9 protein-coding genes and 1 tRNA gene are annotated in these 11925 nt (G+C 73.4%); 3 read left to right on the forward strand and 7 right to left on the reverse strand.

Going from position 1 to position 11925, the window contains the following annotated elements:
• Window positions 1-5: 5 nt before the first annotated feature.
• The 3 genes from KK087_RS10100 to KK087_RS10110 form a co-directional block, all read right to left on the reverse strand.
• The gene (locus tag KK087_RS10100) at window positions 6-827 is read right to left on the reverse strand and encodes an arginase family protein (protein ID WP_214565012.1); all 822 of its coding nucleotides are present in this window, start codon (window positions 825-827) and stop codon (window positions 6-8) included.
• A 44-nt stretch (window positions 828-871) separates the two neighbouring features.
• Window positions 872-1597 (reverse strand): PspA/IM30 family protein, encoded by a 726-nt coding sequence (locus tag KK087_RS10105; RefSeq protein WP_214528541.1) that lies wholly within the window; start codon window positions 1595-1597, stop codon window positions 872-874.
• Window positions 1598-1710: 113 nt separating this feature from the next.
• Entirely contained in the window at window positions 1711-3564 is a 1854-nt protein-coding gene (locus KK087_RS10110) for a TPM domain-containing protein (RefSeq protein WP_214565013.1), read from the reverse strand.
• Between the two features lie 284 nt (window positions 3565-3848).
• Between KK087_RS10110 and KK087_RS10115 the strand changes: the two genes are divergently transcribed.
• Both KK087_RS10115 and KK087_RS10120 read left to right on the forward strand, forming a co-directional pair.
• Window positions 3849-4052 (forward strand): hypothetical protein, encoded by a 204-nt coding sequence (locus KK087_RS10115; protein WP_017885770.1) that lies wholly within the window; start codon window positions 3849-3851, stop codon window positions 4050-4052.
• A 72-nt stretch (window positions 4053-4124) separates the two neighbouring features.
• Window positions 4125-4679 carry a 4'-phosphopantetheinyl transferase family protein gene (locus KK087_RS10120; protein ID WP_214565014.1) on the forward strand — a complete coding sequence of 185 codons (555 nt, stop codon included), beginning with the start codon at window positions 4125-4127 and terminating at the stop codon, window positions 4677-4679.
• Here the strand turns inward: KK087_RS10120 and map are convergent.
• On the reverse strand, window positions 4663-5430 hold the full coding sequence (map, locus tag KK087_RS10125) for a type I methionyl aminopeptidase (RefSeq protein WP_214565015.1): 768 nt from the start codon (window positions 5428-5430) through the stop codon (window positions 4663-4665). The two genes, KK087_RS10120 and map, sit on opposite strands and share 17 nt — an antisense overlap.
• A gap of 32 nt (window positions 5431-5462) precedes the next feature.
• On the opposite strand from map, the gene KK087_RS10130 reads away from it, so the two are divergent.
• Window positions 5463-5732: a helix-turn-helix domain-containing protein gene (locus KK087_RS10130; protein ID WP_027465796.1), complete on the forward strand. Its 270-nt coding sequence runs from the start codon at window positions 5463-5465 to the stop codon at window positions 5730-5732.
• A gap of 46 nt (window positions 5733-5778) precedes the next feature.
• Here the strand turns inward: KK087_RS10130 and KK087_RS10135 are convergent, their stop codons facing one another.
• The 3 genes from KK087_RS10135 to KK087_RS10145 all read right to left on the reverse strand — a co-directional run bounded on the left by KK087_RS10135 (window position 5779) and on the right by KK087_RS10145 (window position 11385).
• Window positions 5779-7107, reverse strand: coding sequence for a M1 family metallopeptidase (locus KK087_RS10135; protein WP_307860035.1), 1329 nt, complete (start codon window positions 7105-7107; stop codon window positions 5779-5781).
• Window positions 7108-7121: 14 nt separating this feature from the next.
• Complete coding sequence (locus tag KK087_RS10140) at window positions 7122-11018, reverse strand: Pls/PosA family non-ribosomal peptide synthetase (protein ID WP_214565016.1); 3897 nt, start codon at window positions 11016-11018, stop codon at window positions 7122-7124.
• 295 nt (window positions 11019-11313) lie between these two features.
• Window positions 11314-11385, reverse strand: a tRNA-Arg gene (locus tag KK087_RS10145).
• Window positions 11386-11925 lie beyond the last annotated feature (540 nt).

Genomic DNA, 11925 nt, shown 5'->3' on the forward strand with positions numbered 1-11925 from the left:
TGTGGTCAGCCCACCCGGGAGGCGCTGGTCACCGCTCCGACGACACGCAGGATGACGCCGAGGTCGTCCACCGCCCGGTCCGGGTCGACGGGGGCGAATCCGGTGAGCGCGGCGCCGACGAGGCGGCGGCCCCGCGTCGCGGCCTGGATGCGCTCGACGAGCGCTGCGCCGTCGAGGCCGAACGGGACGGGTTCGAGGAGTCCGTCGACCTCGGACGGGTCGAGGACGTCGAGGTCGACGTGCACGAAGACGGACGAGGCGCCGGTGCGCTCGACCGCGGCGGCGAGGGCGTCCGGGGTGGCGGCGTCGACGTCGAGGTGGACGATACCGGCCTTGTCGAGGGCGGCGCGTTCGGCGTCCTCGACCCCGCGCACACCCGCGACGACGACCGACGACGCGGGGACGACCGGCAGGCCGGGTAACAGGTCGTCGGGGCGGTCGACCAGCAAGCGGAGGGCCGCGGTCTCGGCGGCGACGGGCTGAGCGCGGTTCAGGGCGCGGTAGCCGCTCGAACCGGAGATGCGCACGAACGCGGTGTCCGGTGCGAGGGCTGCGGTCGCGCCGAGGACGCTGGCACCGTCACCGCCCACGACGAGCACGGGTTCGGTCGCGACGGCGGTCTCCTCCGCGACGCGTTCGGCGACGGCGAGCACCGAGGTGTAGCGGGCGACGGCCGTCTCGAGACGGTCGCCGGCCCCGGCCGGGACGTCGACCACGGTGGTGGAAGCCCGGGGGAGGTCGGCAGCGATCGCCGACGCTCCGTCACCGAGACGCATCGCGCGCGACGACGCCGAACCCTGCCACTGACCGACCACGAGGAAGTGCATCGTCTCAGTCTGTCAGCTGGGGTCCGGCGTCGTCAGGGCGTTCGTCAGATGCTCGCGGATCCGCCGGACTTGAGCGCGGCGAGCCGTGCTTCGACCTCGGCGTCCTTGCCGACGTCCTCGAGGCTCTCGAACTGCGCGTCGAGGCTGGAGGACTGCAGCTCCTGCTGGCCGAGCACCTTCGCCTCCTCGCGACGGACCTTCTCCTCGAAGCGGCCGAGGTCGCTCGTCGGGTCGAGCACGTCGATGTTGCCGAGCGCGTCGTTGACGCGGGTCTGTGCCTCGGCGGTCTTCGAGCGGGCGACGAGGTTGTCCCGCTTCGCGCGGAGCTGCTCGAGCTTCTGCTCCATGCCGGCGAGGCCGGTCTTGAGCTTCTCGACGGCCTCGTTCTGCGACGCCAGGTTCGGCTCGGCGTCCTTGACCTCCTGCTCGGCGGCGATCTGCTTGCCGATGGCGATCTTGGCGAGGTTGTCGAACTTGTCGGCCTCGGACGACTTGCCCTCGGCGCGGTACTTGTCGGCGGCGGCGGAGGCGTTGGCGGCCTTCTGGCCCCACTCGACCGCTGCCTTCTTGTCCTCCTCGTGGTCCTGCTCGAGCAGGCGTACGTTGCCGATGGTCTGCGCGATCGCGGTCTTCGCGTCCGCGATGTTGTTCGTGTAGTCGCGCACGAGCTGGTCCAGCATCTTCTGCGGGTCCTCGGCGTCGTCGATGATCTGGTTGATGTTCGCGCGCACGAGGGTGGAGATGCGTCCGAAGATGGTCTGCTTGGCCATTGCTGTTCCCTTTCGTGGAAGTCCTGTGGACGGTGTTGTCGGGTCGTGTCTGGTTCTGGGTGCCGGAGGTCGGATCAGGTCCGGCCGTGTGGAGAGCGGGGGAGTCTGCCGTGTCAGAAGCGGCCGCCGCCGGAGAAGCCGCCGCCCCCGAAGGAGCCGCCGCCGTAGCTGCCGCCGCGACCGCCGAGCAGGCCACCCAGGACGAGCCCGGTGACGAGTCCGCCGAGCTGGGCGCCGCCGCCGCCGCCCTGCCCGCCGCCCCAGCCACCGAGGTCGTCGTTCGCCGCGTCCATCGCGGCGGCGGCGTACTGTTCGGCCGCGCGGGCGGCGTTGAGCGCCTGGCCGGGGTTGCTCGGGGCGAGCTCGACGGCGTCGTCGTAGGCGCGCTGGGCCTCGGACAAGCGGGTCCGGGCGGTCGGGCCGATGCCCCCGCGGTGCAGCGAGACGTAGTCGCGGGCCTGGCTGATCCGGTTCCGGGCGTCGCGGAGGGCTGCGTCGAGCGCCTGCGTGGCTCGCTGGCGCTGTTCCTCGGCGCCCCGGGCCGCTGCGATGGCGCGGTCGATCTCGGTGTTCGCCCTGGTCAGCGCGTCGACGGCGGCCACCGGGTCCTTCGGGTCGAGTCCCTGCCGGAGCACGGCCTCGGCGCGGGTGACGGCGGCGGCCAGGTCCGGACCGCCCGAGCGGAGGCTGCGAGCGGCGGCGACGTCGCCCTCGATGTCGATGCGCATCGCCTCGGCACGGGCGGTGGCTTCGTCGAAGGACTGCTCGGCGGCGAGGGCACCGTCGGTGAGCTGCTGCACCTGGGCGAGGGCGTGCTGGGCGTCCCGCACGGCGACGACCGCCTCGCCCTTGTCGCCGGCGGCGATCGACGCGGTGGCGGCGTTCGAGCGTTCGGTGGCGAAGGCGAGCACCTGGTGGGCCTGGTCGACGTTGTCGGCGACGGTGGCGAGGGTGCGGCCGGTGTAGCGGGCGCGGACGCGGTCGAGTGCAGCGGCAGCGGCTCCGACCGAGGCCGGTGCGGCGGCCACGGCCTGGGCGAGCGACGCGGCGGCGTCCTCGATGCCGTCCTCGAGCGAGCGGAGCTGGTCGAACGCCTCGGTCTGCTCCTCGATCGCGGCGTGTGCCCGCTCGCAGATGACGATGATCTGGTTCGCCCACTCGGCGCGCTGCTGGGGGGAGTCCGGGATCTCGTCGTCGAGCTGCTGCCGGATCGTGAAGGCCTTGCGGACCTCGCGCTGGGCGGCCTGCACGGCGTCGGCGAAGGGCTTGGCAGCGTCCGGGCCGAACTGAGCGCTGGCGAACCCGACCTCCTGCTCGGCGGTGCGGAGTTCGTCGTCGATGGTGACCAGTGCTCCGCCTGCGGTGCGCTCGAGGTCGGCGAGCGAGGCTTCCTGCGCCTTGGTCGCTGCGGCGGTGCGGCGCTTGTTCCGGGTCCGGATGACCAGGACCACGACGATGAGCCCGACGACCACGACGAGCAGCAGGATCCACAGCCAGGTCAGGTCGACCGGGGCCTGCGACTGGGTCAGCCCGTCGGCGAAGGCCACGGCCGCACCGGACCAGTCGTCCTGCTTGAGTCTGGGCAGCAGCGAGTCGTCGACGGCGTTCTGCACGTCGGACGCGGAGATCGCGGTCTCGTTCGTCTGCTGGACGTCGTAGTTGCGCTCGTCGACCGCGACCGAGAGCAGGATGCCGTCGGTGTCGATCTGGTTCTGCTCGAGGACGGCTCGGCCCCACTCGGTGTGGTCGGTGGGGTCGGTGAAGGACGGCACGAACACGACGAAGAGCTGCGTCTGGGTCTCGGAGTACAGGTCCTGCACGGCCTGCTCGACCCGCGCCTGCTGGGATGCGGTCAGCGCATCGGCCTCGTCGAGGACGTACGCCCCGCCCAGGTCGACGGGCGCCGTGGCGTGGGCGGTCGCTGCCGGGGCCAGGACGATCAGCATCGCGACGAGGGCCGCCGTCACGCGGCTCCACAGCCGCGTTGTCCCCCTGTGCCCGATCGATCCGTCCGTGCCCGATCCGTGCTGGACCGCTCGCATCCGTCCTCCGTCCGTCACCGGTCGGTACCCCGTGGCACCGCACCGGACCGCGCCACGAGTGCGCTGTCGCCCGGAGTCTATCCAGGCCACGCAGGGGCACGGACAGACTCTGGGGGAACGCTCCGGACCGTGCTTCCTGTGAACGTCTTGTCCCCCGTACCGGGGTATGCTGGCGCCACTGTTCGAGGATGAACGGAAGGGGAAGAACGATGGAACGCACCACGAGCACCGAGGTCGTCCCGCTCGAGGACGGCTACCACCGGGTGTCGACTCCGGCGACGGGTGTGATCGGTTTCGTGCGCGAGCACGACGGTCGCTACGAGGTCCTGCGCGGACGTGTGCGCCAGGCCACCCGCTCCGAGGGTCAGTACAGCACCATGAACGTCGCGCTCATCGCGCTGACGCACGCCTGATCCGCTCTGGGCCGGGCCACACGACCGACGGGCGCCGCCCCGGTCGTTGGGTCGCGCCTCCAGGCCGTCACGGTGACGCTCCGGACGCCTGCTGCTGACCCAGCGGACGACCGGGAGGCCCTGGTCGCCGCCGTCGCGTCGGTGACCGGCGTCGAGCCGGTCGCGGTGCGCGCGGGGCGCGTCTGCCCGCACTGCGCGGGGACCGACCACGGTCGTCCGTGGGCGAGCGCCGCGGGCGTCCCGGTCGGCGTGAGCCTCTCGCGCGCACCGGGGGTCGTCGCGCTCGCGGTCGGACCGTCACCGCTCGGTGTCGACGTCGAACGCGTGTCCCGCCTGGCTGCCGCACCGCTGGACGCCTTCACACCGGACGAACTGCGCCGTGCCGCGGGGGACCCCGCCGCCCTGACGGCCGCCTGGGCCGCGAAGGAAGCGGTGCTGAAGCGCGACGGACGCGGACTGCGTGTCGACCCGCTCGCGGTCGACGTCGACGTGGTCTCCGGCACCGCCCGCTTCGAGGGCGCCGAACAGCCGGTGACCGTGGTGTACCCCGCGCCGGGCGTCGTGCTCGTCGTCGCGGCGGGTGGCCTGCCCGTCGACGTGGTCGGGACGGTCAGCGGGGGAGCGTGAGCACCTCGGCGCCGTCCGCGGTGATCGCGATGGTGTGCTCGGTGTGGGCGGTCCGCGCTCCCGTGGCACTCCGCAGGGTCCACCCGTCGGCGTCGGTGACCAGGACGTCGGTGTCCGCCATCACCCACGGTTCGAGGGCGAGCAGGAGCCCGGGCCGGAGCGTGTAGCCGCGGCCGGGGCGCCCGGTGTTCGACACGTGCGGGTCCTGGTGCATGGTCGAGCCGATGCCGTGCCCGCCGAACTCGACGTTCACCGGGTAGCCCGCGGCCTCGAGCACGGTGCCGATCGCGTGGGACAGGTCACCGATGCGGGCGCCCGGTCCGGCGGCGGCGATGCCCGCGGCCAGCGCGCGTTCGGTGGCGTCGATGAGTGCGAGGTCCTCGGGGCGCGGGGTGCCCACGACGAAGCTGATCGCGGCGTCGGCGGCGATGCCGTCCAGGGACACCGCGAGGTCGAGGGTCAGCAGGTCGCCGTCCTGCAGCACCTGGTCGTGCGGCAGCCCGTGCAGGACGGCGTCGTTCACGGCCGTGCAGATGTGGTGGCCGAACGGGCCGCGGCCGAACGAGGGGGCGTAGTCGACGTAGCAGGAGTCGGCGCCGGCGGCCTCGATCATCTGCTTCGCCCACCGGTCGATCTCGAGCAGGTTCGTGCCGACGCGGGTGCGTTCGCGCAGGGTCTGCAGGATCGTGCCGACGAGGGCTCCGGTGGCGCGGCCCTTGTCGACCTCGGCGGGGGTCAGGATCTCGATCACGCCGATGATCATACCGGTATTACTATGTGGTCATGGTCCGTCTCCCACTCCGCCCCGACGAGGTCGCACGCGGTCGTCGCCTCGGTGCGCTGCTCCGTCGTGCCCGTGGTCCGCGGTCGATCGTCGACACCGCCCTGGCCGCGGGGATCTCGCCGGAGACGCTCCGGAAGATCGAGACCGGGCGCATCGCGACGCCGGCGTTCTCGACGATCGCCTCGGTCGCCGGCGTGGTCGGGCTGTCGCTCGACGCGGTGTGGTCGGAGGTCAGCTGCGACCCGGCCGACGGTGAGCTGGCGGGCTAGCCGACGCGGCGACGGAGCCTGCTGGCCGACGCGGCAGCGGAGCCCGCTAGCGTGCGCGCGGCGCGGGCAGCGCCGGCACCGACGCCTCGTCGATCCAGGGCCCGGTGACGGCGCGGACGTCGTCGACGGAACGGCCGGCGGCGTCCGCGAACGCACTGAGCACGTCCGGCACGGTGACGGATCCGTGCCGGTGCCGCTCGGTGATGCTCCGCAGCCCGGTGAAGAAGGCGTCGTCGCCGAACGTGCGGCGGACGGCGTGCAGGGCCAGGGCACCGCGCTTGTAGACGCGGTCGTCGAACATGTCCTTCGCGCCCGGGTCGCCGACGACCAGGTCCTCCGGCTGCCCGAGCAGGCCCTGCCGGTACCGCTCGGCCAGCGCGTCGGCGGAGTCGTCGCCGCGCTGGTCGGACCACAGCCACTCGGCGTAGCAGGCGAACCCCTCGTGCAGCCAGATGTCCTGCCAGCGGGTGACGGTCACGGAGTTGCCGAACCACTGGTGCGCGAGCTCGTGGGCGATGAGGCGGTCGGTGCCGTGCTCGCCGTCGACGTGGTTCCGGCCGAACACCGCCAGGCCGTGGGCCTCGAGCGGGATCTCGAGGTCGTCGTCGGTCACCACGACCCCGTAGGCCGCGAACGGGTACGGGCCGAACCGGTCACCGAACAGCGCGAGCATCTCGGGGACCTGGCCGAAGTCGGTCTTCGCGGCCGCGGCGAGGTCGGCGGGGTGGTGCAGCGTGACGGGGACCCCGCCGGTGCGGAGCTTCGTGGTGCGGTAGCGGCCGATCTGCACGGTCGCCAGGTACGTCGCCATCGGCTCGGTGGTGGCGTAGGTCCAGCGGGTGCCGACGCGGTCGCGCTCCTTCGCCAGCAGCTCGCCGTTCGCGAGGACGTCGTACGCCGCCTCGGCCGCGATCTCGATCCGGTACGTGGCCTTGTCGTCGGGGCGGTCGTTGCACGGGAACCACGACGGCGCTCCCGTGGGCTGCGCGGCGACGATCACGCCGTCGGAGAGTTCCTCCCACCCGAGCTGTCCCCATGCGCTGCGGACGGGGTGCGGGGTGCCCCGGTACCGCAGGTGCACGCTGAACACGGTGTCGGCGGCGATCGGGTCGGCCGGGGTGACCGTGACCTTGTGCGTGGCGGTCGACACCTTCTTCGCCCGTCGGCCGTCGACGTCGACGCGGTCGACCGTCAGTCCGTGCAGGTCGATCACGACCTTGTCGAGCGGTTCGAGGGCGCGCGCGGTGATCGTCGCGGTGCCGTCGAGCCGGTTCGTGGCGACGCGGTAGTCGAGCCGGAGCTCGTAGTGCTCCGCACTCCAGCGTCGGTCGCCGCTGTGCGGGGTGTACGGGTCGGCGGCGGGATCGGAGGGCACGGAGACAGTCAACCTCATGGCGCCGGTGGAGCTGTCACCGAGGGGGCTGCCGCTGTCCAGGGAGCGATCGGGTTGCCGGACCAGCGGGAGCCCGTCGGCACCTGTTCGCCGCGCATCACGAGCGACGACGGTCCGACGGTCGCCCCGGCACCGATGCCCGCGGCGGGCAGGACGACACTGTGCGGACCCAGCGTCGCGCCGGCGTCGAGCCGGACGGTGTCGAGTTGCATCACCCGGTCGTGGAACAGGTGCGTCTGCACGACCGTGCCCCGTGCCACCGACGCCCCGGACCCGATGGTGACCAGGTCGGCCTCGGGCAGCCAGTAGGTCTCGAGCCAGGTGCCACGGCCGATCGTCGCACCGAGGCTCCGCAGCCAGACGGCGAGGGCCGGGGTGCCGGTGGCCTGCTCGGCGAACCACGGCCGGGCGACGGTCTCGACGAAGGTGTCCTGCACCTCGTTCCGCCACACGAACGACGACCACAGCGGGTGCTCCCGTGCGGTGATCCGACCGACGAACGCCCACTTCGCGATCGTCGACACCACGGCGGCGACGGCTCCGGCGGCGATGAGCACCGGGCCCGCGAGCAGCACGGTCCAGCCGACCCCGACCGCGGTCCACAGCGCCAGGAGCGTGCCGGCGACGCCGAGGGCGATCGCTGCGGACACCATCGGGGCCACCAGGCGCAACAGCTCCCAGCAGCCGCGGGCGACCTTGAGCCGACGCGACGGGCGGAACGTGCGGGCCTCGTCGAACTCCGTCGCCGCACGCCGCAGCCGCACCGGGGGCGACCCGAGCCACGACGACCCGCGCTTGGCCTTCTTCGGCACGGCGGACAGCACGGCGACCAGGGCCTCACGCGGCACCGAGCGTCCTGCGCCCGTCATGCCGCTGTTGCCGAGGAACGCCCGACGGCCCACCTTCGACCGGCCGATCCGCACCCGACCGCCGCCGAGCTCGTACGTCGCCACCATCGTGTCGTCCGCCAGGAACGCCCCCGACGCGATCTGCGTCAGCGCGGGGATGAGCAGCACCGTGGAGATCTCGGTGTCCCGCCCGACCCGGGCACCGAGCAGCCGCAGCCACACCGGCGTCACCAGCGACGCGTACAGCGGGAACAGCAGCGTGCGCGCCGCGTCGAGCACCCGCTCGGTCGACCACACCTGCCAGCCGATCCGGGACCGCACCGGGTGCCGGCCCTCGTGCAGCCCGATGCCGAGCAACCGCACCGCGACCACCACCAGCAGTGCGTACACCGTGCCCGCGACGACCGTCGCCAGGGGGACCGTCACCAGCGCACGGAGCACCGCCTCGCCCAGGGTCGTCGCCCGCCCGACCAGGGCGAGGGTGACCAGCAGTCCGACCGCGACGCCGACCACCGGCAACCCGGCCACGGCCAGGGACCCGGCCCCGTACGCGAGCAGCCAGCGTCGACGGGCCGCGGGGCGGGCCTCCCGGTCGTCGCGAGCCGACCCGATGCGCTCCGCCGGTGCCCCCGCCCAGCGCTCGCCCGCCGGGACCGGGCCGCCGACGGCGGAACCCGCGGTGACCTCGGCACCCGCACCGACGTGCGCACCCGGCAGCAGCGTCGTCCGGCTCCGCACCACCGCGTCGTCGTCGATCCGCACGTGCCCCAGGTGGAACACGTCACCGTCGAGCCAGTGCCCGGCCAGGTCGACCTCGGGCTCGACCGACGCACGCTTGCCGATCGTGAGCATCCCCGTCACCGGCGGCAGCGTGTGCAGGTCGACGTCCCTGCCGACCCGCGCACCGAGCGCCCGGGCGTAGTAGCTGATCCACGGGGCACCCGCGGTAGAGGGGCCGTCGACCGCCTCGGCGATCCGCTCGGCCAGCCACACCCGCAGGTGCACCGCCCCACCACGGGGGTACGACCCCGGCCGCACCCCGGCCAGCAGCAGCCTGGCGAGGACCACCGTCAGCGCCATCTTGCCGATCGGCGTCACGAACACCAGGAGCGCCAGCACCAGCGCCGGCCAGGGCAGCACCGGCAGGAACGGCAGCGTCGTGGCGTGCAGCACCGCAGCCACCAGGGCCGTCCAGGTCAGCACCCGCAACCCCCGGAGCACCTGCACCGGCAGCCCCAGCAGGGTCATCAGCAACCCCGTCGCCGGAGGCACCGGCGTGACGTCACGCGATGACGCCTCGACCGGGCCGGACTCGTCCAGCGCCGCCGCCAACGCCCCGATCCGCGGGTGGTCGTACACGTCCGCCACCGTCGTCGTCGGGAACCGCTCGCGGATGGCCGACACGAGCTGCGCCGCCGTCAGCGACCCACCGCCGTGCGCGAAGAAGTCGTCGTCGACGCTCGCCACCGGCACCCCCAGGATCGCCGACCAGCGCTCCGCGATCCACGCCACCGTGTCCGGCAGCATCGCCGCGTCCGACGCACCGGGCAACGGCCACGGCAGCGCCGCGCGGTCGACCTTGCCCGACGTCCGCGTCGGCAGGGAGTCCACCACCGCCACCAACGGCACCAGCGCCGCGGGCAGCTCCTGACGCAGGCGGGCATTCGCCGCCGCGACGTCGACCGTCGCACCCGCCACCGGTGCCACGTAGCCGACCAGCACCTGGTTGCCCGCCGGCGTCCGCTGCACCACAGCAGCACCACCCGCCACGTCGTCCAGGGCCTGCAGCGCAGCGTCGATCTCCCCGAGCTCGATCCGCCGGCCACCGAGCTTCACCTGGTCGTCCGCACGCCCCTGGAACACCAGCCCCTCGGGCTCGTACCGCACGAGGTCCCCGCTCCGGTACGCCCGCTCCCACCCGAGCTCCGGGAACGGCGCGTACTTCTCCGCGTCCTTCGCCGGGTCGAGGTACCGCCCCAGCCCGACCCCACCGATCACCAGCTCCCCGACACCTCCGGGCGCCACACGGGCGCCCGATGCATCGACGACCGCCAGGTCCCACCCGTCCAACGGCAACCCGATCCGGATCGGCTGGCTCCCGTCGAGCAGGGACCCGCACGCCACCACCGTCGCCTCCGTCGGCCCGTACGTGTTCCACACCTCACGGTCACGACTCGCGATGCGCGCCGCCAGCTCCGGCGGGCACGCCTCACCGCCGAAGATCACCAGCCGCACCTGCTCGAGGGCATCGTCCGGCCACAGCGCCGCGAGCGTCGGCACCGTCGACACCACCGTGATCGTGTGCGCGATCAACCACGGGCCCAGGTCCACCCCCGTCCGCACCAACGACCGGGGCGCCGGCACCAACGCGGCACCGTGCCCCCACGCCAACCACATCTCCTCGCACGACGCGTCGAACGCCACGCTCAGTCCCGCCAGCACCCGGTCGCCCGGACCGATCGGCGCCGCCTGCAGGAACATCCGCGCCTCGGCGTCCACGAACGCCGCTGCACTGCGGTGGGTGACCGCCACACCCTTCGGCACCCCGGTCGACCCGGACGTGAAGATGATCCACGCGTCGTCGGTCTCACGGGGGAGCTCGGCGCTCGCCGCGGGGTCCGTCACCGGCAACTCGGCACCGGCACGGTCGCGCAGGACACCGCCCGCGCCGATCACCCCGACGACGCCGGCCTCGCCGAACACCAGGGTCGCGCGTTCCTCGGGGTCATCGGCGTCGACCGGGACGTAGGCGGCTCCCGCGGCCAGCACGGCGAGGATCGACAGGTACAGGTCACGTCCGCCGGAGGGGATGCGCACCCCGACCCGGTCCCCGCGTCGGACACCGCGGCGGGCGAGGTCGTCGGCCTGCGCGCGCACGAGGACGAGCAGGGCCGCGTAGTCGACGCTGCCGGCGGGGTCCTCGAGCGCGGTCGCATCCGGGTGCGTCGCCGCGGTCGCCGCGAGGACGTCGAACAGGGTCCGTGGGGCGGGTGCGTCGCCGCCTCGGGCGAGTTCGAGCTGCGCGTTCCCGGTGGCGGTGGTCATCGAAGCCTCTTCCCGGTCGCGTGCTGGACGACCGGCCCGTGATCCTAGGGGACCGAGGTGTCCTGCTCGGGAACACGGGGTGGCGCGGGCGGCGGCGGGGGCCCGCCACCAAGTGAGCAGGACACGCCGTGGTCCCCACGCCGACCCGTCGTCTTCTGCTCACTCGACGAGGACGATCACCACGAGACCGGCGACGAACCCGGAGGAGTCTCAACGGGAGAAGGTCGCCGCGGGCGACATCGCGCGCAGCTGACTGAGCGAAGCGAAGACAACTGCTCGCGCGGCAATGTGACAGTGCCCCCAGGAGGATTCGAACCTCCGCCCCTGCCTCCGGAGGGCAGTGCTCTATCCCCTGAGCTATGGGGGCCAAGGGGTGTGAACAACCGTAGCAGGTCCGGTGGGTGGTCCTGGACAGCGCGTGTCGCGGTGTGGACGGGGGAACCGCCGGCCTGGAGGCGCGGTGCGGGCTCGCCACGGGCCTCCTGTCCGCACGGTGCGAGCGTCGCGGGCCCGTGCACGGTTGCGTGCTCCGTGCGGTGCAGCAGGCGCGCACCGCGCGCGCAACCTCGCACCGGACGGCCGACCCGCACGGTGCGAGCGACGCGAGCTGGTGCGAGGTTCCGTGTTGCGTGCGGCGCAGCAGGCGCGCACCGCGCGCGCAACCTCGCACCGGACGGCGGACCCGGCACCGTGCGTGGCCGCCGCCGGCCTGGAGGCGCGGTGGGGGCCCGCCACGGGCCTCCCGTCCGCACGGTGCGAGCGTCGCGGGCCCGGTTGCGTGCTCCGTGCGGTGCTGCAGTCGCGCACCATGCGCGCAACCTCGCACCAGGCGGCCGACCCGCACGGTGCGAGCGACGCGAGCTGGTGCGAGGTTCCGTGTTGCGTGCGGCGCAGCAGGCGCGCACCG

This window comes from Curtobacterium aurantiacum (assembly GCF_018598555.1).
GTDB lineage: Bacteria > Actinomycetota > Actinomycetes > Actinomycetales > Microbacteriaceae > Curtobacterium > Curtobacterium aurantiacum.